This window comes from Pontiella sp. (genome assembly GCF_041622395.1).
In the GTDB taxonomy this organism is placed as follows: Bacteria; Verrucomicrobiota; Kiritimatiellia; order Kiritimatiellales; family Pontiellaceae; genus Pontiella.
In genome coordinates, this window is the sequence record NZ_JBFJYW010000023.1 from 1 (window position 1) to 19,813 (window position 19,813).

Below are 19,813 nucleotides of genomic sequence, written 5' to 3' on the forward strand. Positions count from 1 at the left end.
AACGCGCACACTTGCGCAAGTGTGCGCACCCGCGATCGCCCGCCGTCGGCCGCGCCAAGGGGATTTTCCGCCCACACTTGCGCAAGTGTGGGCAGGTGGATGCCCGGTCTCTTGGCGGGATGGCGACGGATGATCTGGGCTTTAAACCGACAGCAGCTCCTGGACGTCGTTCCAGGTGAGGGAGGAGCCCATGTCGCCATCCTTTTCGAGGGTGGCGTCGATGATGCTCTTTTTCTTTTGCTGCATCTGGAGAACCTTTTCTTCGACGGTGCCTTTGGTGATGAGCTTGACGCTGTAGACGGTGTTTTTTTGTCCGATGCGGTGGGCGCGGTCGGTGGCTTGGTCTTCGACGGCGGGGTTCCACCAGGGATCGAAGTGGATCACCATGTCGGCCCCGGTAAGGTTGAGTCCGCTGCCGCCCGCCTTGAGGCTGATGAGGAAGAGCGGGATGGAGCGGTCGGAGTTGAACTGTCGAACGCGATCCTGCCGATCCTTGGTGGAGCCGTCGAGATAGCAATATTTCAGCTCCCGCGCCTCCAGCTCTTCGCGGATGATCGCGAGCATGGAGGTAAACTGGCTGAAGACGAGGATGCGGTGCCCGGCGTCGAGCGCTTCGTCGACCAGTTCGAAAAAGAGATCGAGCTTGGCGGAGGGGAATTCGCTTTTGAGGTTGGGCAGTTTGAGCAGGTCGAGATGGCAGCAGGTTTGGCGCAGCTGCAAGAGGATCTTGAGGACCTCCATCCGGTTTTTGTTGAAGCCTTGTTCGCCGCCGAGATCGTTGATCTTCCGTTTGGCGCTTTCGGCGAGCTGCTTGTAGACCTTGGCCTGGTCGCCGCTGAGTGCGCAGTGGGCGACGCGCTGGATTTTGTCGGGCAGGTCCTTGGCCACGTCCTTCTTCAGGCGGCGCAGCAGAAAGGGATGGAGCTTGCGGCGCAATTTAAGCTGCGCGAGCTCGGCGTCGGGGCCGCCGTTTTGAATGGGCAGTTCGTAGTTTTCGCGAAAGGCCTTATGGTGGCCGAGATAGCCGGGCATCAGGAAGTCCATGATCGACCAGAGGTCGGCCACGCTGTTTTCGATGGGCGTACCCGTCAGCACCAGCTTGTGGTGCGCCTGGATTTTTTTAACCGCCGTTGAATTCTGCGTGGTGCGGTTCTTGATGTGTTGCGCCTCGTCGAGCACGACGACGGAAAAGCGGTGCGCGAGATATTGATCGAGGTCGCGCCGGATCAGGGCGTAGGACGTAATGATCAGATCGCGGTCGGCCAACGTTTCCCAATGGTCGTGGCGGTCGGCGCCGTGCATCCGCTGGACGCGCAGGTGCGGGACGAACTTTTCGGCCTCCTCCGCCCAGTTGTCGACGAGGCTGGTGGGGCAGATGATCAGGGCCGGCGAATCGTGGGCTTCGTCCTTTGCGCGCTCGAGCGAGAGCCACGTCAGGGTTTGCAGGGTTTTGCCCAGCCCCATTTCGTCGGCCAGGATCCCGGCGAAGCCCGAGCGTTCGAGGAAGCTAAGCCAGTAGACGCCGCTTTTCTGGTAGTCGCGCAGCGTTCCTTCGAGTTGATCGCCGAGGTCGACGGGTTCGACCTTGGCGGTGCGGTTTTGCGCCTCGGCCTTTTGCATCCATTCGGGGGCGGTTTCCACATCCACCCCGTCGAGCCCCATCAGCGACGACTGGACATAGGCCGCGTGGATGTCGTTCATCTTGAAGGTGCCCGGCGTTTCGCCCGCGCCGACCGCGCAGTCGGCAAAGACCTCGCGCGCGGTTTCGATCGCGTCGATGTCGAGCAGAATGGTGCGGCCCTTCTTTTCGATGAACGCCTCGCCCATGTTGATGGCGCGTTGGATATCGGCGTCGTCCAGGCTTTGGCCGGTCTGGGTGGCGAAGTCGTAGCCGACCTCGAAGAAGCCGGCGCCGCCCGAGTTGCCGATGTGCACCACGGGCACGGTCGATTCGGCCTGATCCATGAAGGCCGCCACCATGCCCTCCAGATCGACGCGCCAGCCGAGCCGCTGCAGGCGCGGCATGCCGCCGCCGAGGAAGTTGAGGACTTCGCGCGTGCCGCGGATCTGCATCAGCATGTCGCCGCGGCGTCCGCGGAAGCCGATATCGGTCACGGTTTCGAGCGCCTTGGTTTCGGCATCGGGGTTGCGCACTTGGAAATCGAGCAGGTCGTCTTGGGCGGGGATCGAAAAGCCGCCCAGCACTTCGTCGCGCCCGGCGACCAGCTGAACGATGCCGTATTCGGCGAAGAGCGTGGCCGATAGCGCGTGCTGGGTTCCCTCGACTTTCAGGCGGAAGCGCGGCTTGGCGGGGGAGAGCGAAAGCATGTCGGCCGTGATATTGCTGTTCACCTCGACCATTTTTTCGAGCATCGGCAGCTCGTTTTGCATGAAGCTCGGAATGGCGTCGCGCGGAATGCGCACGGGCGCGTCGTAGATCGCGCGCAGCGGCCCCGGCAACACCTTGTCCAGTTTCGTGAAAACGCCGTCCTGCAGCATCCAGCCCTGGCCGCCGCTCACCACGAAGGCGGGGGCGTGCCGGGCCGGCTTCCCGGCGCGAAGGCCTGCGCCGCATATCGCCAGCACCAGCTCGCCGGTGGACTCGTCGAGTTGCATGTCGACCGCCGTGGCGGTGATGGATTCATCGACGATCAGGTAGCCCTCGACGCCGCCTTCGTAGATCGGTTTGCCGCCGCAGAGTTCGAGGATGTTGATGAAGTCGGCGAGGGTGGCGTCGAACTTGGCCTTGGCCGGGCCTTCGCAAATGTCTTCGATCACGAACAGCAGGTTGTCGTCCGCTTCCGAAAGGGCGAGCGCATGGTTTTTCGGCACCTCGTTCAGCGGCACCACCTGGCCGCCGATCTCGACGGCGCAGCGCATGGGCACCGATTTTTCCGCCACGTGTTCGCGCCAGCTCTGCTTGAGGATCATCCGCAACGCTGCGGGCGTACCGTTCGGGTCGCGCGTGTGGTAGGCCGAGTCGTCGAACGAAGCCAGCCGCTCCGCCCGCCGCTTTTCCTCCGCCATCTTATCGACGCGGTGCGGGTCGGAATAGAGCCGGACGGCCTCCAGCCCCAGCGCGACCAGATGGGCGCAGATCTTGCCCTCGTCGCGGTTTTCGCGGCAGGGGCAGTGGTTTTCCACGAAGCCGTCCTTGAGCACCTCGAACTTGGAGCGCATGCCGCGGATGCCGATCGACAGCTGCCCCGAGACGAACGGCGGGTCGTATTCCACCTTTTCCACTTTGCCCTTCTCGAACAGCGTCATTCCGTCGCGGAACGTCTGCGGGCCTGCCCAATCCTTCAAAATCTTCTGGGTAAACGGTACGTGCATGGTTTCTCTTTAAACAAAAAACGCACAGATCCGCCGGGAACCTGTGCGTGCGATCGGTCCGATCGAAATCCTACAGAGCGGCGAGTGCGGCTTCCTTGACCAGGTCGCCTAGCTCGGTGGTGGAGGAGAGCGTGTTGCCTTCGCGCCACAGGTCGCCGGAGCGGTAGCCGTCGGCCAGCACCTGGTCGACGCCGGCGCGGATGGCGGTGGCGGCGTGGCCTTCGCCCAGCGTGTCGAGCATCATGGCGGCGGAAAGGATCATCGCAAACGGATTGGCCTTGCCTTGGCCGGCGATGTCCGGCGCGGAACCGTGCACGGGTTCGAAGATGCCGACCGGGCCGCCGACCGAGGCCGACGGCAGCAGCCCCAGCGAGCCGCCGAGCGTGGCGGAGGCATCGGAAAGGATGTCGCCGAAAATATTGCCGGTCAGGATCACGTCGAACTGGCGCGGGTTGATCACCATCTGCATGGCGGCGTTGTCGATGTAGAGGTGGTCGAGCTGGACATCGGAATACTCTGCCTGATGCAGTTCGATGACGGTATCGCGCCAGAGGCGGGAAACGTCCAGCACGTTGGCTTTGTCGACGCTGGTCACCTTGTTGCGGCGCTTGCGGGCCCATTCGAAGGCGACGCGGGCAACGCGTTTGATTTCGCCCGCGGAGTAGACCATCGTGTTCCAGGATTTCTTGTCGTCGCCTTCGCCCTCGGTGCCGCGCGGCTCGCCGAAGTAGATGCCGCCGGTCAGTTCGCGAACGGTGAGCAGATCGAGGCCCGCGACGGTTTCGGGGCGGAGCGGAGAGTTTTCGGCGAGCGATGCCGGAACGGTGACCGGCCGGAGGTTGGCGAATGCGCCGAGTTCCTTGCGGATTTTCAGCAGGCCGCTTTCCGGGCGCATGGCGCCGGTGAGCTTGTCCCATTTGGGGCCGCCGACGGCGCCGAGCAGCACGGCGTCGGACGCCTTGCAGGTTGCCACGACGGAATCGGGCATCGGGTCGTTATGTGCGTCGATGGCCGCGCCGCCCGCGTTCTGTTCGGTGTATTCCAGCGCGAAGCCGGATTTTTCAGCAACCGAGTCGAGGACCTTGACGGATTCCGCGATGACTTCCGGTCCGATGCCGTCGCCCGGCAGCAAAGTGATTTTATAGGTTTTGGACATAGCGCTTCCTTTGTTTTGAAAAATAAAGGCGGGATTTTGCCAGAGGGGCGGGGGATTGCAATCGCAAAAAAACAGGACGACCTTGGGGAATCAGACCCTTTTGTTAGCCAGTTCGATGGCTAGCCGGACCGCTTCTTCCGCCGTTCGGGCCACATGGATGCCGGGGTCGGGGGCGCCGTTGCGGTGGACCGCCCACGTATTGAGGCCGACGACCGGGACCTTCAGCCGCAGCGCAAAGGCGACTTCGGAAAGGGTGCCATAGGCGCCGTGAACGGCGATCACCGCATCGCACGAACGAACCAGCAGCGCATTGCGGTAGGCCCCGAGGTCGGTCGGGATACCGATGTCGATGAATTCGTTGGCGGCGGTTTTGTCGGTGCCGGGCAGGATCCCGATGGTGAGGCCCCCGGCCGACTTTGCGCCCTGGGCGGCCGCGCGCATCATGCCGTCGAGTCCTCCGCAGAACAGGATCGCGCCCGCCTGGGCAATGGCGGCGCCCACTTGCGTGCCCAGTTCGTACTGCTCCGGGGTCGTTGCGTGCGGCCCCAGCACTCCGATATGCATTTTCATTTTACGCTCCACGCGGTCCTGGTTCCATTCCCCGTACGCCGTTGTTTGAACCGTATTGAATGGGCGGTTTCTGCGCCATGGTTTTTTTTGGTTTTCCGGTTTGCCGGCGGGATGCGCTTTATATCGCGCTTTTCCTCGATTTGCCTGCTTGACTTCCAATGGGGTGCTTTCTATGGTCTCCCGCTCTTTTGAATTCGAAATAGTAAGTAGGAGTGATTGTTTTCAGATCAGCTCCGAAAGATTTTTGTTGCCCGATGGTGTAATGGAAGCACATGTGACTTTGACTCATAGGGTCCAGGTTCGAACCCTGGTCGGGCAACCACTTGGTTATTTATAATGAAAATAATTTCAGGATCAGGACATAGCGCTCTAGCCGAGCATATCGCAGCCGCCGCCGGGGTCGAGTTGTGCGATGTGGATATCCGGCGTTTTCCCGATGGCGAGATCTTCGTCAAAATCGTGGATAATGTCCGCGGGGACGATTTGTTCATCGTCCAATCGGTCTCCATCGACCCCAACAACTATCTGATGGAGCTGCTGATCATGATCGATGCGGCCAAGCGTGCGTCGGCCGACCGGATCACGGCGGTTCTGCCGTACTACGGCTATGCGCGCCAGGATCGCAAGGATCAGCCGCGTGTTCCGATTACCGCCAAGCTGGTGGCGACGCTGCTGCAGTCTGCCGGGGCGGACCGAGTGCTTTGCGTTGATCTGCACGCCCAGCAGATCCAGGGCTTCTTCGAGGTTCCGGTCGACCATCTTTATGCTTCGCCGGTCATTGTGAAGTATTTGCGTTCGCTCGAGCTGGATAATCTCGTGGTGGTTTCGCCGGATGCCGGCGGTCTGAAGATGGCGGATGCCTATTCCAAGTTGCTCGATGCCGGAATCGCATTGGTCGGCAAGCAGCGCAAGAGCGCCGAGCATGTCGAGGCCAACCATCTCGTCGGCGACGTCGAGGGCTGCAACACACTTTTGGTGGACGATATGACGTCCACCGCGGGCACGCTGACCGCGGCCGCAAAACTTTTGGAAAAAGCCGGTGCAAAAACGATCCGCGCCGCAGTCAGCCATTCGTTGCTGACGCAAACGGGGATCGACCGCCTGAAGGATTCGCCGATCATCGAACTGGTGACCACCGATACGGTTCCCCAGCGCGAATGGCCGGATTTTAACGTTACCGTACTATCGGTGGCTGACATATTGGCGGAGGCCATCTGCCGCATCCACAACGACCAATCCGTCAGCTCGCTGTTCAGAGTTGATAATTAGGAGAGAATCATGAAAGACAAAAAATTGATTGCAAAGAAGAGAGTCCTCGACGGTTCGAGCAATTCGCGTCGGTTGCGCCGTACCGGTGCCCTGCCGGGCGTAATCTACGGGGACGAAAAGGCCCCCGTTTCGATCGAGGTTGAAGCGCATGCGTTTGAGCTGATCCTCAACCATCATGCCAGCGAAAGCATGATCATCGATGTCGCGCTTGAGGGCGAAGGCGACATCTCCGTTCTGGTAAAGGACGTGCAGCACCACCCGGTGACGAGCGATCTGTTGCATGTCGACATGATGCGCATCGCGGCCAACAAGCCGATCCACGTCGACATCCCGGTCGATCTCATTGGCGATGCCGCAGGCGTCAAGGCCGGTGGTTCGCTCGAGCACACCATGCACTCCATCGGCGTCGAGTGCCTGCCCGCCGATTTGGTAGAAGCGTTCGAATTCGACGTTTCCGAAATGGAAATCGGATCGGTTCTCTGCGTTGCCGACCTCGGTCTCGACAGCAAGTACAAGCTCTTGGTCGATGAAGAGGCAATCGTTGCTTCCGTCCATGCGCCGAAGGTCGAAGAAGAAGAGGAAGAAGAAGCCGGCGAGCCGGAAGTGATTACCGCGAAGAAGGAAGAGGCCTAACCCGCATCGCCGATGCGGGGAATCCGAAGATCTAAATCCTAGGCAATGGCGCCGGGAGCCGGCGATTGTCTGGGATTTGGAATTTAGAATTTGGGGATTTTAAGTTGAAGCTGGTCATTGGACTGGGGAATCCCGGAAAAGAATACGAACGTACCCGCCACAATGTCGGATTCATGGTGGTGGAAGAGCTGGCCCGGCGCCAGGGGGTCGTGTTCAAAAAGATGTTTTGGCTTCCCGCCCGGCAGGCGAAATGCCGGATCGGGGAGCACGAGGTCCGGTTGGTTATGCCCACCACCTACATGAACCGCAGCGGCAAGGCGGTTTGGGGGGCCATGAAAAAATGGCGCGTCGAGGCGGCCGATACCGTGGTGGTCTTCGACGATGTCGATGTGGAATTCGGCGGCGTCCGCGTCCGGGCCAAGGGGTCGGGCGGTAGCCACAACGGCATGAAGTCGGTGCTGGAGTGGTTGCAGACACAGGCCTTTCCGCGCGTGCGGGTGGGCATTGGCCCCAAGCCGGCCGACGCGGACATGATCGCGTTTGTGCTGGGCGGTTTTGCCGCAGAAGAGCTTTTGAAGTTGGAAAAGGTTGTAGAACGTGCCGCCGATGCGGTAGAAACCATCTTTTCCGCCGGAACCGAGCGAGCCATGAACGAGTTCAACCGGTTGCAGATTGGTTAAGTTAAGGAGCTAACATTATGTTGTACGAAGGATTGTTCATCTTTCCTGAGGCGTTGGACGAGGAAGGTCTCGACCAGGCAATCGCCAAGGTAAAGGAAGAACTCGAAAAGCTGGGTGGATCCATTGAGAGCACCACCCGCATGGGAAAGAAGACGTTTGCCCGCCCGCTGAAAAAGCAACGGGCCGGACTTTACGTGGTTATGATGCTCAACATCGATGGAACCAAGATCGACACCTTCAAGCAACGCTTGAAGCTGACGACCAACGTGTTCCGCCACCAGTTAGTGCAATCTGACGGAGTTGTGGAAGAAGTCGCCCAGGAGGCTTAAACCATGGCTAGTTACAACCGCGTCTTGTTGATGGGGAACCTTACGCGCAATCCGGAAATCCGGTATACGCCGTCGGGGACCGCAGTGGCCGATATTGGATTGGCCATTAACGAGAGTTTCAAGAACAAGGCAGGCGAGATGGTTGAGCAAACCTGCTTTGTGGACGTGGTGGTGTGGGGACGACAGGCCGAGACATCGACCGAGTATCTCCAGAAGGGCTCCCCGGTGTTCGTCGAAGGCCGCCTTCAGTTGGACCAGTGGGAAAACCAGCAGGGCGAAAAGCGCAGCAAGCTGCGTGTCCGCGCCGACCGCGTTCAGTTTCTGGGCGCACCGGGCAAGGGGGGCGAATTTTCGGCACCGGCCGCTTCCGCTCCGAACGCGGAACCCACGCCGCCGGCAGCCCCGGCGGATGATGATGAAGACGTGCCGTTTTAGAGAAAGGATATGATTATGCGTCGTAATAGCAGAGATAGAGATGATTATAAGCGCGATCCGGAGCTCCTGCGTGGAGTAACCTCGATCGATTACAAGGATGCCGAGCTTCTCAAGAAGTTCATGACCGACCGCGGCAAGATTCTGCCCGGCCGCATCACGGGCGCCAACGCCCAGCAGCAGCGCCAGATCAAGAAAGCCATCCGCCGCGCGCGGGTTATGGGCTTGGTCCGCTAAACAGGAGATTCGACAATGGCTATTGAAGTTTTGTTGATGGACCAGGTCGAAGGCCTGGGTATTGAAGGCGACGTGGTGAAGGTTGCAGACGGCTATGCCCGCAACTTTCTCTTCCCGAAAGGGATCGCCACCGAAGTGACCGAAGGCAAGAAGCGCCAGATCGAGAAGAAGCGCGCCGAGCGCCTGGTTCAGCTCGAAAAGGACAAGAACGCTGCGCTGGAACTGGTGAAGAAGATCGAAGGCATCGAATGCACCATCGCCGCCAAGGTTGGCGAAACCGGCAAGATGTTCGGTTCGATCGGCGTTCCGCAGATCCTCGAAAAGCTTTCCGAAGCCGGTCTGGAAATCGACCGCCACAAGGTTGTGCTCGCCACTCCGTTGCATGAGCTCGGCGTTTTCGACGTCGAAATCAAGCTTCACCCCGAAGTTTCCGGAACCCTCAAGGTTTGGATCGTAGAAGATAAATGATCCCCGGGGATTCAGGTGGTTTGAGAATCCCCCCGCACAGCGATGAAGCCGAGCGGGGGGTTTTAGGTTCTATTCTACTGGATCCCTCCGGTTCGCTGGACAAATGCCTCGCCAAGCGCCTTGGACCCGATTCGTTCTACGATCGGCGCCATCAGGCGCTTTTCGAGCAATTGGTGGACATGAGCCAGGCGAACAAGCCGATGGATGCCATCACCATCGGCGAATGGCTCAAGGCGCGCAACGCCCTCGAAAAGGTCGGTGGCTACGACTATCTCGTCCAGCTCCAGGACAGCACGCTGGTTCCGGCGCATGTCGAATACTATTGCGAGATCGTGATGGAAAAGCGCCTGTTCCGGATGCTGATCGAGCAATCGTCGGAGATCATTGATTCCGCTTACAAGGGCGAAGACGATGCCTCCACCCTGCTGAGCGAAGCGGAGGGCAATCTCTTCAAGCTCAGCGAACATGGCGCCGAGCAGATTCCCGACTGGAAAGAGTCGGTCCGCAACGCCTTTATCGAGGTCGAAAACACCGATCCCAACCAACTCGTTACCGGGGTGACGACCGGCTTCATGGGGCTTAACGAGCGGCTCGGCGGACTGCAGAAGACCGACATGATCGTTCTCGCGGCCCGTCCGGCGATGGGGAAAACCTCGTTGGCGCTGAATATTGCCGAAAACGCCGCGCTCGGCGTTCATGGCGAACCGACGCCCGTCGCCGTTTTCAGTTTGGAAATGTCGCGCGAGCAGCTGGTCAAACGTATGCTGTTTTGCAATGCGCGCCTGCCCATGCACCGCGCCAAGGGCCGCCACCTCACGCCGGACGAGCACGCGAAGCTCACGGCCGCGGTCGACCGCCTTTCCAAGGCGCAGATCTATATCGACGACACGCCCGGCCTCGAAGCGGTCGAGTTGCGCTCGCGGGCGCGCCGTCTGAAGAGCCGCTACGGCATCGGGCTGGTGGTGGTCGACTACCTGCAGTTGATGAACTATTCGAAGTTCGCCAAGGATGGCCGCCAGCGCGAAACCATGGCCATTTCCGGCGCGGTCAAGGCGATGGCTAAGGAGCTGGATGTCCCGGTCATCGTCCTGTCGCAGCTCAGCCGCGCGGCCGAAAGCACGGGCGACAACATTCCCAAACTCTCCCATCTGCGCGACTCGGGCGCGATCGAGCAGGATGCCGACATGGTTTGGCTGCTCTACCGCCCGAGCTATTATGAAAAAGGCGACAACCGCAACAGCGACAACCTTGCCGTGCTCGATGTGGCGAAATTCCGCCACGGGGCCACGGGCGAAGTGAAGCTTTCGTTCATCCGCGAATACACCCGATTCGAAGACCGTGCCGAATTCGAGGACGACTATTCTTCTTCCGAATAACCCTTTCCCCCGGAACCTTTCATGAAAAAAGCCCTAGCCATAGTTCTCGCCACGTTGCTTGCCGCGGTTGTCCACGCCGAGGTGATCAAGGACATCCGGATTGTCAACCAGGCCGGCGAATCGTTCGACAACAGCTCGGTTGCGGCTTTTACCTCGTTCAAGGTGGGGCAGCAGGTTCCCGACCGCGAAACCATCCGTTCCGCGATCGCCGTCGACGTCAACCGCATGCGCCAATCGGGCCGCTATTCCTATGTCAACGCCCGGATGGATGTCGAGCCCGACGGCGTGGTGCTGGTCTATACCGTGGTTTCGAAGCACCGTTTGCGCCGCATGGAAATCGTCGGCGGCTCCAAGAGCGGCGGGCGCATCCGCAAGAAAGCCGAGTTGGAACTCGGGCAGTTCGCCGACGATTCGGCCTTCGAGCAGGCTGCGGTGAAGATCCGCGAGGCCTACCGCGACTACTGGTATCCCGACGCCCGGGTAACCTGGACCGCCAAGACCAACGATGAGCTGGGCACGGTCGACGTTGTTTTCAATATCGATGAGGGCGACAAGCTCTCCATCAAGCGCATCGAGTTCCGCGGCAACGACTTGATCGAGGAAAAAAAACTCAAGAAGGTGATCCGGCAGAAGCAGAAGTCCTGGTTCGCTCCGTGGTCGTGGATCACCGGATCGGGCAAATACAAAGACGAGGTGGTCGATTCCGACGTCTTTGCCCTCAAGTCGTTCTACATGAACAACGGCTTTCTCGACGTCCAGGTTTCCGATCCCGTGCTCGACGATACCCATCCGGAAAAATCCAAGCTGGTTTTCTCCATCGCCGAAGGGCAGCGCTACCGCATCGGCGACATTGCGCTCTCGGGCATGCAAAAATTCGAAGGGCACGAATTGCGCCGCATGATACGTCTCCGCAGCGGCGACATCGCCTCCTATGAGAACATCGAATCCGGCACCGAGGGCATCCGTTCGTTCTACGGGAACCGCGGCTATGTCCGCACCAGCGTCCGGCCCATCTACGATGCCGATGCCGACCGGGGCATCGTGAACATCAAATATGATATCAACGAAGGCGAAATCGGATACATCAACGCCGTCAATATCAGCGGGAACGAACGCACGCTCGACAAGGTTATCCGCCGCGAACTGGTGATCCACCCCGGCGAGAAATACAACCGTAGCCGGGTGCAGACCTCCGAGGCCCGCCTGCGGAACCTCAACTATTTCGAAATCGTTACCACCAACCCGATTCAAACGGGCGAGGGCAACAAGTACGACCTCAACGTGCAGGTGAAGGAAAAGGCGACTGGATCGTTCACGGCGGGGGTCGGCTTCTCGAGCGTCGAATCGCTCATGGGCTATGTCGAACTGTCGCAGGGCAACTTCAACTGGAAAACCTGGCCGCCCGTCGGCGCCGGGCAGAAATTCAAGATCCGCGCCACGGTCGGAACCTCCTTGAACGAGGTCGACGTCTCGTTTGTCGAGCCGTGGTTCCTCGACCGCCAGCTGTCGTTCGGGATCAACCTGTTCCACCGCGAACGCAACTATTTCTCCGATTCCTATGACCAGAAGAACGACGGTTTCAGCCTCACACTGGGCAAGTCGCTCTCGCGCTGGACCCGCGGCAGCCTGGCCTACACGTTGGAGCAGTACCATGTCTACGATGTGGATGACGATGCCTCGATCGCGATCCAGGACGAAGAGGGCCGGCGCTTGAAAAGCGGCTTGGTGTACACGTGGTCGTTCGATGCCCGCGACAACTATTTCCAAGCCACCCGCGGCAACAAAACCTCGGTGTCGCCCTTCGTGGCCGGGGGCGCCCTGGGCGGCGAAACCGACATCTTCGGCATCAAGATCGAGTCAACCCAGCATTGGCGGATGCCGTGGAACATGGTGATGAGTGCCCGCGTCAAACTCGGTTCGGTCGAGGCCTTCGGCGACAGCAAGGACAGCGCCGGAACCTATGGCGACGGGGTGCCGATTTTCGACCGCTTCTTCCTGGGCGGCTCCTACGACCTGCGCGGTTTCGAATATCGCGATGTCGGACCGACCGACCCCGATACCGAGGACCCGTACGGCGGCAACAGCTCCGGCCAGGCGACGGCCGAGTTGACCTATCCGATCTGGAACAAGGTCCGCGGCGCGCTGTTCTACGACTGGGGCTTCGTGAACGAAGACTCGTGGGACTTCGACCCGTCGGACTATGCCGACGACTGGGGCATCGGCCTGCGCCTGGACATTCCCGGGTTTCCGCTGCAGCTCGACTATGCCTGGCCGATCACCTACGACGAGCGCTACCTCGACGGCAGCGGCCGCTTCAACTTCCTCATCGGGCATCGGTTCTAGCACGCGTCGGTCAGTCGGCCGCCACCTTCACGACGACCTTGTGGTATTCGCCGCGGCCGATCAGCGGCATGTGCGCGTCGGTGGGAAGGAATACGGCGAACGATCCCGGCGGCACCTTGATCAGGGCTTGCGGCGCTCCTTCGAAAAACTCCAGATCCTTTTCCCCGTCATAGTTCCCCGATTCGGGCAGGTCCGAACGCGGGCTCCAGCCCATCGATTCGTCGCCGCGGATCACATACTGGATATCGATGTAGTTGCGATGGCCCTCCAGCTTGCCTTCCTCGACCGAACGCAACGAACCGCGCTGGACGATGGCGAAGATCCGATCCCCCTGGATCGCGTATCGGCCGTCTTCCAATTCGGCGAGACCGGGTTGGTCCAGGAAGCCAAATCCCTCCGAAAGTTCTTTTTTCAGTCCGGCATACCTTGCCGCGTTGTTCAGTGTGTCCAATATCATCGGGATCCTCCTGGCGTTGGTTTCTGTATTTCGATAGGGACGAAACTCTAGCTTCCGGACCGGTTCGGGTCGAATCAATCAGGAAAAAAAAGGGAACACGACAGCCGCTTTCATCGAAGCGGGAGTTGGCAAAAACGCGGCGGCGTGCCTATACTGCTTTTTTTTAACGGAAACAGGAGAGATGGGCATGAGCAAGCAACTCGAAGAAGGATTGGAACTCGCACTGGATTGGAACAAGCTGGAAAAGGCGGTCGCAGGCACCAAGGGAATCATTCCCGTCGCCGTGCAGCATGCCGACACGAAGGAAGTCATCCTCGTGGCCTACATCAACCAGATCGCGTTCGAGGAATCGTTGAAGCGCAAGATGCTGGTGCTGTGGAGCAGCTCCCGTCAGGAATTGTGGGTGAAGGGGCTGACCTCCGGCGAAACCTTCGAACTGCTCGAAGCCTATGTCAACTGCGAGCAAAACTCGCTGCTCTTCATCGTTCGCCCAAACCGCGGAGGCATCTGCCACACCAAGAACGCCAAGGGCGAGCCGCGCAACTGCTACTACCGCAAGATCGACCTCGACCACCCGACCCGGCTCGTCAACATCGATGCGTAACCCGTAAGGGGGCCTCTCTCGGGGCCCCGCGAGGAGAACAGATGGGAATCAAAATCAACGACCTAATGCAGCAGAGCGGCGTGAAGTTCGGAACCAGCGGCGCCCGCGGACTGGCCGAGGCGATGACCGACCAGGTCTGCTACACCTACACCAAGGGCTTCCTGCAATATTTGGAAGCGAGCGGGGAGTTGAAAAAAGTAAACGGGGCTTCCCGCTCCGTTGCGATTGCCGGCGATCTCCGCCCGAGCACGGGCCGCATCATGGGGGCCGTCGCCAAGGCCGCCGCCGACATGGGCTATGTCCCGGTCAATTGCGGCCGCATACCGTCTCCGGCGGTGGCGCTCTACGGCCTGCAGAACGTCTGTCCGGCCATCATGGTCACGGGCAGCCACATCCCGGCCGACCGCAACGGCATCAAGTTCAACAAATGCACGGGTGAAATCCTCAAGTTCGACGAGGAGCAAATCCGCGAGCAGGTCGTCGACGTCGACGAGTCGATCTTCACGGACGCCGGTTTCGCCCTGCCGGAAGAGGACATCGATGCGCGCATCGACTATGTCCGGCGCTACCTGCGCACCTTCCCGGAAGGTTGCTTGCAGGGCACCAAAATCGGCATCTACCAGCACTCCGCCGTCGGCCGCGACGCCTTGATTGAAATCTTTTCCGGCTTGGGCGCGGACGTTACGCCGCTCGGATTTTCCAACGTGTTCGTTCCGGTCGATACCGAAGCCATCCGCCCGGAGGACGTGGCGTTGGCCCGGCAATGGGCGGCAGAAAACCGGTTCGATGCGATTATCTCGACCGATGGCGACAGCGATCGCCCGTTGATTGCCGACGAAAACGGCATCTGGTTGCGCGGCGACGTCGCCGGCATCCTGGCCGCGAAATATCTCGGGGCCGATTCCGCCAGCACGCCGGTCAGCTGCAATACCGCGCTTGAAAAATGCGGCTGGTTCAAGGACATCCGCCGCACCAAGATCGGGTCGCCCTTCGTGGTGGCCTCGATGATCGATGCCACGTTCGCGGGCCACAAGGCGGTGGTCGGCTATGAAGCCAACGGCGGATTCCTGACCAACAGCGATCTCGACATCGGCGGCAAGGGGCTGCGCGCCCTGCCGACGCGCGACGCCGTCCTTCCGGTGCTGGCGATCCTTCTATTGTCCATCAAGGAGCGCAAACCGATCTCCCGGCTGTTGGCCGAGTTGCCGCAGCGTTTCACCGCCAGCGACCGCATCCCGGATTTCCCGACCGAGGAGAGCAAGAAAATCATCGAGCGCTTCAACGAGGTTTCCGCCATCGAAGAGGCGTTCGGCGGCGCCTTTGGAAAGGTGGAGTCGATCGACCGCACCGACGGGCTGCGCGTGACCTTCGCCTCGTCCGAAATCTTGCACATGCGCCCCTCCGGCAACGCTCCCGAGTTCCGCTGCTACAACGAAGCCGGCTCCGAAAAGCGCGTGCTCGAAATGCAGCGGCAGGCGATGGAGATTCTCTTGAAAATGAAGGGGTAGCGGTTGCGCCCGCTTCGGCGGCAGGCGCAGGCGAATGCCTGCGCCGCGCCGCCGGCTACTTTTCGCGATCGCTGGCGTAGATCGGTTCGGGGAAGGCGGGGGGAGCGGACTCGATCTCCTTGAGCAGCTCTTCCACCGCGCGCACCAGCTGGGGATCGCGGCCCGCAGGCACATCGCCGGGGGCGTTGTGCACGATCACATCCGGAACGCAGGGCTGCATTTCCATGTCGCGCCCGTCCTCGATCCGGAACCAGCCGCGGTGGGGCATGCGCATGTTGCCGACATCCAGCACCTTTTTCGTATTGGTGGAAATCACCGCCCGTTGGGTCGGAACGCCGACGATCTTGCCGCGCTGGAGGGTTTTGATGGCGTGGCAGAAAATCTCGGAGTTGCTGGCGGAATATTCGTTGCACAGCACGACGATGGGCTTGAACCAGGCCGCGGACGGAAGATAGCCCTGCTGGTAGCTGGCGCTGCCTTCGCGCGGCACGGTAACGGCGTGCTTCGGGTGGCACAGGATCGATAGCAGCAGGTCGGAGATGAAGCCGCCGGGGTTGTTCCGCACGTCGATCACCAATCCGTCCTTCCCGAAGCCGCAGGCATAGATCTCCTTCTCGAAGCGGCGCAGGCTGTCGAAATTCATCTTTTCGATGTTGAGATAACCGCAACGCCCGTTTCCGACTTGCTCCACGATCTCGCGGTTGTGCTCCATCCAGTCTTCGCGGACCAGCTCGCGCAGGTGGGCATAGCTGTCTTCCTCGACCATCACGGTGCGTTCGACGCCGTTGGTGCCGAGCACCAGCAGGTCGATGTCGCGCGAGGCATGCCCGGTCAGCAACTGGTCCATCAGGCTGCCGTTGCCCACCTTGGCTCCGTCGATCGCCAACAGGATCTCGCCCGCCTGGACGCGCGGTTCCTGTCGGTCGGCCGCACTGTTGCGCACCACGTGCGCCACCTTCAGGCCGTCGCCTTCGTACGTCTCGTCGAACACGAGGCCCAACGCCGCCGTCCGCTGCCCCCAGCCTTGTCGGGGGCTATAGTCCGGGTTCCACTCCTTTTTGCTGTCTTTGGTTTGCTCGAAACCCAGATGGGAGCCGTTGAGCTCGCCCATCAGCATTTCGGCAATGCGCCCGAAGGAATCCCAGCTGGTCGCGTGCGCGGCCTGCTCTTCGTAGCGCGACCGCACCGCTTCCCAGTCGCGGTTGTTGAGCGCCGGATCGTAGAACTCGTCGCGGAAATTGCGCCACATGATGCGGAAGGCCAGGCGGCGGTAGGCCACGAGGTCCACTTCGTTGTAGACCTTGAAGGGATATTTCTTGGTGTAGGCCGCCGGTACGCCGTCGGATAGCCAGACGATCTTGCCGTCCTTCTTGAGCCACTGCGCATGGATCCCCTTTTCCGGGGTCATGAAAACCGGTTTTCCGGGTTCGGGGAAAAGCACTTTCCAGGTGCCGTCCTTGCCGTCGATCTTCGACTGGAAGGCGAGGGCTTTCGAGTCGTACGACCAAAACAAATCGCGGGGCGTTCCATCGAGTTCGATCCGGTGCACCCGTTTCGACAGGCCGTCGAAATCGATTTTGACCAAGGCCGAGTCGCCGTTGCCGCTCTTCTCGTCCTCGTCCTTGTCGTTCCCCTTTTTCTTGCGGGTGTCGGCGATCGTTTTGCGGGCCTCCTCGCGGGTGCGCATGCGCGGGTTCGTCACCTCGTCTTCGCGATTGAGCCAGACATAGTAGATGTCGGTTTTTTCATCGTAGCGCTTGCCGATGTAGGCAATCGCCTTGCCGTCCGGCGACCAGCGCGGGTTCCAGTCCCAGTTGGGGTGGCGGGAAAGGTTGTAGGGCGCCTGTTCGCCCGATTCGTCGGCAATCCAGATATCGTTGTTGCCCCAGCTGTCGCGGGCGGAGCAGACCAGCCAGCGGCCGTCCGGCGACCAGTCGTAGTAGATGTCGAACGGGCTGGCCATCTGCCGGCGCCGCTCGCTGCCGTCGGGATTCATCGTCCACAATTCGTGTCCGGTTTCGGCCACGGCCAGCCGTGCGCCGTCCGGGCTGATGCTCAGCCGCGCGCGGCTGATCTGGTCCTGGGTGATCGGGGTCAGGACGAACGCCTTGTTTTCCCACCAACCGAGCGCATCATCGGCGCGTTCGGCCTTCCAGATGTTCACGCCCAAACCATCGTCGCGCAGGAAATAGATCGTCTGTCCGTCGGTTGAAAAGACGGCTTCGCGCTCGTGGGTCGCCGCGTCGGCGCAGACCGCGACCGGTTCGCGCAGGACGGTATCCATGGCCCACAGGTCGCCGCCCGCGGTGAAGCACAGCTCGAGGCCGTCCTGGGTGGTCGAAAGCGTGCCCCATTCGTCGTTGTTCCAGGCTTTGTCGTAGTAGCGCCGCCGGGTTTTTTCGGGGGGGGTATCGGTGTCGATCCACAAGTCGATTTTGCGGAGGGAGCCCGGCTTGCGCGGATCCATGCGGTAGAAGTCGAACAGGTTGCGGAAGACCATCACCTTGCCGTTGGCGGAGAGGGTCGGAACGATCACGGAGGTATCGGTGAAGGTCGTCAGGCCGATGTCGGCGCCCGAGTTCAAATCGTATTCCCGGACGTTGAAGCATCCGTCCTGTTGGCCGACATAGTAGAAGCCCTTTCCGTCGGGCTTCCAAATCGGCGAGCGGCAACTGGTTTCAAAGTCGCGCAGCAGCTCCTGGTCGCCGGTGGCGAGATTGCGGAGCCAGATCTCGGAGGAGTTGCTGCCGCGGTAGCCTTTGCGGTAGGTACGCTCGCCCTTGCGGGTAAAGAGCAGCCGCTCGCCGTCGGGCGCCAGCGACACTTCGGAGGCATAGGCGTTGAAGAGCATTTCAGGCTCGCCGGCTCCGTCGCAATCGACGCGGAACAGGCGGTTCTGGATGTGGCCCATGTTGGCGCGGCTGCCGGAAACGATCAGCGACTTGCCATCCGGGTACCAGGCGCGCGGGACGGACCCTTCGCTATGGAACGTCAGCTGGCGCGGCGTTCCGCCCTCCAGCGGAACGACGAAGGTTTGCCAGTGTTCGTTCCGGTTGCTCATGAACGCCACCCGGGTGCCGTCCGGCGAGATCACCGGCCGCGAATCGTTGGCGGGGTGGGTGGTGAGCGGGCGGGCCTCGCCGCCCTTCGACGAAGCCACCCAAAGGTCGCGGCGATATTCGAACACCAGCGTTTTTCCGTCGGGTGTCAGCGCCGGGAGCGACGCCAGTTGAACCTGTTCACGATCCGCCTGCGCCGATCCGGCGGCAAGCAATAAGAAGGCAACCATCCATTTCATAATAAATTCCAATTGGGGGCTCGGCCAATCTGGCGGCGAATAAATACGAAGGAATCGCAGCGGTAGGCCGAGCATTTGGGCGGCGGTTCGGGAATCGCCGCCAAGGTGATGCGGTTTGTTGAAACGCCACAGGGAACACGGAGACACGCTCGACCCCTCAAAGTGCCTCCGAGCTCCCTGTGGTAGGTATTACAGGTTAGCTCTTCCAGAGTTCCTCGCCGTATTCCCAGCCCTTGCGAACGGGCTCTTTGATGAACTGGTTCAACTCGGGACGGTTGGTGACCCGCATGTTCTTCGAGTCCCACTCGATCTTGCCGCGATGGTTGACGGCCAAGATGCCCAGCAGCATGACTTCGGTGAACGGCGCGGCATAGTTGAAGTTGGATCCGCATTCCGGAATCTCGCCCTTGACGGCGCTGATCAGCTCGCGGATCGGGCCGCTCTGCTTGAGGCGCGGATATTTTTCGGCGGGATAGCCCGCGGTCTTGTAGGCGCGTTGCGCTTCCTTGTTGGCCAGGCGCGGGTTGTTCGAGCGGGCGTCGGTGAAGCCGCCGTTCTTGGTGCCGTAGTAGTAGGTGCCGCAGCCCGGCTTGTCGTCCCAGGTCCAGTCGCTCGGGGCTTTGGGCACGAAGCGGGAGTCGCCGTTGTACCAGTAGAGCGAGCAGGCTTCCTTGGTGCCGCGCTTCTCGAAATCGAAGCGGACGCGGACGCCGTCGGGCGCGATGTATTCGTTGCCGCCGGCGACCTCTTCGGCTTCGACCGCCACGGGTTCGTAGAGATCGAGTAGCCAGACCGGCGCGTCGGCGATATGGCAGAACCAGTCGCCGAAGGTGCCCGTTCCGTAGGGGTGGAAGGCGCGCCATTTTTTCGGATGGTAGAGGTGGTTGTAGGGGGCCGGGCCGGTCGGGCCCTGCCACAGATCCCAGTTCAGCGTGGCCGGCACGGGTTCGGCGGCCGGCGGGTACGTGCCGGGGCGCTCGAAATATTCGCCGCCCCATTCGGGGCCGCCGATCCAGGAATGCACTTCGGTGATCTGGCCGAAGATGCCGTCTTCGTACCATTCGCGCAGCTGGCGGATGCCGTTGTAGGTGTGGCCCTGGTTGCCCATGTTGGTGAGCAC

17 protein-coding genes and 1 tRNA gene are annotated in these 19,813 nt (G+C 60.9%); 12 read left to right on the forward strand and 6 right to left on the reverse strand.

All coding sequences use genetic code 11. The annotated features are described in order from the left end of the window. Positions 1 to 141: 141 nt before the first annotated feature. The 3 genes from ABYO54_RS02455 to ABYO54_RS02465 form a co-directional block, all read right to left on the reverse strand. Positions 142 to 3,333 carry an SNF2-related protein gene (locus tag ABYO54_RS02455; protein ID WP_372806555.1) on the reverse strand — a complete coding sequence of 1,064 codons (3,192 nt, stop codon included), beginning with the start codon at positions 3,331 to 3,333 and terminating at the stop codon, positions 142 to 144. 70 nt (positions 3,334 to 3,403) lie between these two features. Then, positions 3,404 to 4,489 carry a 3-isopropylmalate dehydrogenase gene (gene leuB, locus ABYO54_RS02460; RefSeq protein ID WP_372806557.1) on the reverse strand — a complete coding sequence of 362 codons (1,086 nt, stop codon included), beginning with the start codon at positions 4,487 to 4,489 and terminating at the stop codon, positions 3,404 to 3,406. A gap of 90 nt (positions 4,490 to 4,579) precedes the next feature. Beyond that, positions 4,580 to 5,059, reverse strand: a complete 480-nt coding sequence (locus ABYO54_RS02465) for a TIGR00725 family protein (RefSeq protein ID WP_372806559.1) — start codon at positions 5,057 to 5,059, stop codon at positions 4,580 to 4,582. Positions 5,060 to 5,307: 248 nt separating this feature from the next. Between ABYO54_RS02465 and ABYO54_RS02470 the strand changes: the two genes are divergently transcribed. The 10 genes from ABYO54_RS02470 to bamA all read left to right on the forward strand — a co-directional run bounded on the left by ABYO54_RS02470 (position 5,308) and on the right by bamA (position 12,826). Next, a tRNA-Gln gene (locus ABYO54_RS02470) sits at positions 5,308 to 5,381 on the forward strand. Between the two features lie 14 nt (positions 5,382 to 5,395). After that, positions 5,396 to 6,328: a ribose-phosphate diphosphokinase gene (locus ABYO54_RS02475; protein WP_372806561.1), complete on the forward strand. Its 933-nt coding sequence runs from the start codon at positions 5,396 to 5,398 to the stop codon at positions 6,326 to 6,328. Positions 6,329 to 6,337: 9 nt separating this feature from the next. Further along, complete coding sequence (locus ABYO54_RS02480; RefSeq protein WP_372806563.1) at positions 6,338 to 6,961, forward strand: 50S ribosomal protein L25; 624 nt, start codon at positions 6,338 to 6,340, stop codon at positions 6,959 to 6,961. A 104-nt stretch (positions 6,962 to 7,065) separates the two neighbouring features. Next, the gene (gene pth, locus ABYO54_RS02485; RefSeq protein ID WP_372806565.1) at positions 7,066 to 7,641 is read left to right on the forward strand and encodes an aminoacyl-tRNA hydrolase; all 576 of its coding nucleotides are present in this window, start codon (positions 7,066 to 7,068) and stop codon (positions 7,639 to 7,641) included. Between the two features lie 17 nt (positions 7,642 to 7,658). Beyond that, positions 7,659 to 7,970 (forward strand): 30S ribosomal protein S6, encoded by a 312-nt coding sequence (gene rpsF / locus ABYO54_RS02490; RefSeq protein ID WP_372806567.1) that lies wholly within the window; start codon positions 7,659 to 7,661, stop codon positions 7,968 to 7,970. A gap of 3 nt (positions 7,971 to 7,973) precedes the next feature. Next, positions 7,974 to 8,405, forward strand: a complete 432-nt coding sequence (locus ABYO54_RS02495) for a single-stranded DNA-binding protein (protein WP_372806569.1) — start codon at positions 7,974 to 7,976, stop codon at positions 8,403 to 8,405. Positions 8,406 to 8,420: 15 nt separating this feature from the next. Then, positions 8,421 to 8,639, forward strand: a complete 219-nt coding sequence (rpsR, locus tag ABYO54_RS02500) for a 30S ribosomal protein S18 (protein WP_372806571.1) — start codon at positions 8,421 to 8,423, stop codon at positions 8,637 to 8,639. A gap of 15 nt (positions 8,640 to 8,654) precedes the next feature. Then, positions 8,655 to 9,107, forward strand: a complete 453-nt coding sequence (rplI, locus tag ABYO54_RS02505) for a 50S ribosomal protein L9 (RefSeq protein WP_372806572.1) — start codon at positions 8,655 to 8,657, stop codon at positions 9,105 to 9,107. A 20-nt stretch (positions 9,108 to 9,127) separates the two neighbouring features. Beyond that, on the forward strand, positions 9,128 to 10,483 hold the full coding sequence (gene dnaB, locus ABYO54_RS02510) for a replicative DNA helicase (protein ID WP_372806574.1): 1,356 nt from the start codon (positions 9,128 to 9,130) through the stop codon (positions 10,481 to 10,483). Between the two features lie 21 nt (positions 10,484 to 10,504). Beyond that, positions 10,505 to 12,826, forward strand: a complete 2,322-nt coding sequence (gene bamA, locus ABYO54_RS02515; protein WP_372806576.1) for an outer membrane protein assembly factor BamA — start codon at positions 10,505 to 10,507, stop codon at positions 12,824 to 12,826. A 10-nt stretch (positions 12,827 to 12,836) separates the two neighbouring features. Here the strand turns inward: bamA and ABYO54_RS02520 are convergent, their stop codons facing one another. Next, positions 12,837 to 13,283, reverse strand: coding sequence for a YhcH/YjgK/YiaL family protein (locus tag ABYO54_RS02520; RefSeq protein ID WP_372806577.1), 447 nt, complete (start codon positions 13,281 to 13,283; stop codon positions 12,837 to 12,839). Positions 13,284 to 13,470: 187 nt separating this feature from the next. Here ABYO54_RS02520 and ABYO54_RS02525 point away from each other — a divergent pair, with 187 nt between their 5' ends. Both ABYO54_RS02525 and ABYO54_RS02530 read left to right on the forward strand, forming a co-directional pair. Then, positions 13,471 to 13,887, forward strand: a complete 417-nt coding sequence (locus tag ABYO54_RS02525; RefSeq protein WP_372806579.1) for a phosphoribosyl-AMP cyclohydrolase — start codon at positions 13,471 to 13,473, stop codon at positions 13,885 to 13,887. Positions 13,888 to 13,928: 41 nt separating this feature from the next. Then, a complete protein-coding gene (locus tag ABYO54_RS02530) occupies positions 13,929 to 15,395 on the forward strand; it encodes a phosphomannomutase (RefSeq protein WP_372806580.1) in 1,467 nt (488 codons plus the stop codon). A gap of 55 nt (positions 15,396 to 15,450) precedes the next feature. Here the strand turns inward: ABYO54_RS02530 and ABYO54_RS02535 are convergent, their stop codons facing one another. Beyond that, positions 15,451 to 18,693, reverse strand: coding sequence for a S41 family peptidase (locus tag ABYO54_RS02535; RefSeq protein WP_372806582.1), 3,243 nt, complete (start codon positions 18,691 to 18,693; stop codon positions 15,451 to 15,453). 196 nt (positions 18,694 to 18,889) lie between these two features. After that, positions 18,890 to 19,813, reverse strand: a 924-nt coding sequence (locus tag ABYO54_RS02540) for a gfo/Idh/MocA family oxidoreductase (RefSeq protein WP_372806584.1), incomplete at its 5' end; no start/stop codon positions are given.

Coding starts and splice junctions, on each gene's coding strand:
- ABYO54_RS02455 (WP_372806555.1), bottom strand. CDS start 3,333: ATGCACGTACCGTTTACCCAGAAGATTTTGAAGGATTGGGCAGGCCCG.
- leuB (WP_372806557.1), bottom strand. CDS start 4,489: ATGTCCAAAACCTATAAAATCACTTTGCTGCCGGGCGACGGCATCGGA.
- ABYO54_RS02465 (WP_372806559.1), bottom strand. CDS start 5,059: ATGAAAATGCATATCGGAGTGCTGGGGCCGCACGCAACGACCCCGGAG.
- ABYO54_RS02475 (WP_372806561.1), top strand. CDS start 5,396: ATGAAAATAATTTCAGGATCAGGACATAGCGCTCTAGCCGAGCATATC.
- ABYO54_RS02480 (WP_372806563.1), top strand. CDS start 6,338: ATGAAAGACAAAAAATTGATTGCAAAGAAGAGAGTCCTCGACGGTTCG.
- rpsF (WP_372806567.1), top strand. CDS start 7,659: ATGTTGTACGAAGGATTGTTCATCTTTCCTGAGGCGTTGGACGAGGAA.
- ABYO54_RS02495 (WP_372806569.1), top strand. CDS start 7,974: ATGGCTAGTTACAACCGCGTCTTGTTGATGGGGAACCTTACGCGCAAT.
- rpsR (WP_372806571.1), top strand. CDS start 8,421: ATGCGTCGTAATAGCAGAGATAGAGATGATTATAAGCGCGATCCGGAG.
- rplI (WP_372806572.1), top strand. CDS start 8,655: ATGGCTATTGAAGTTTTGTTGATGGACCAGGTCGAAGGCCTGGGTATT.
- bamA (WP_372806576.1), top strand. CDS start 10,505: ATGAAAAAAGCCCTAGCCATAGTTCTCGCCACGTTGCTTGCCGCGGTT.
- ABYO54_RS02520 (WP_372806577.1), bottom strand. CDS start 13,283: ATGATATTGGACACACTGAACAACGCGGCAAGGTATGCCGGACTGAAA.
- ABYO54_RS02525 (WP_372806579.1), top strand. CDS start 13,471: ATGAGCAAGCAACTCGAAGAAGGATTGGAACTCGCACTGGATTGGAAC.
- ABYO54_RS02530 (WP_372806580.1), top strand. CDS start 13,929: ATGGGAATCAAAATCAACGACCTAATGCAGCAGAGCGGCGTGAAGTTC.
- ABYO54_RS02535 (WP_372806582.1), bottom strand. CDS start 18,693: ATGAAATGGATGGTTGCCTTCTTATTGCTTGCCGCCGGATCGGCGCAG.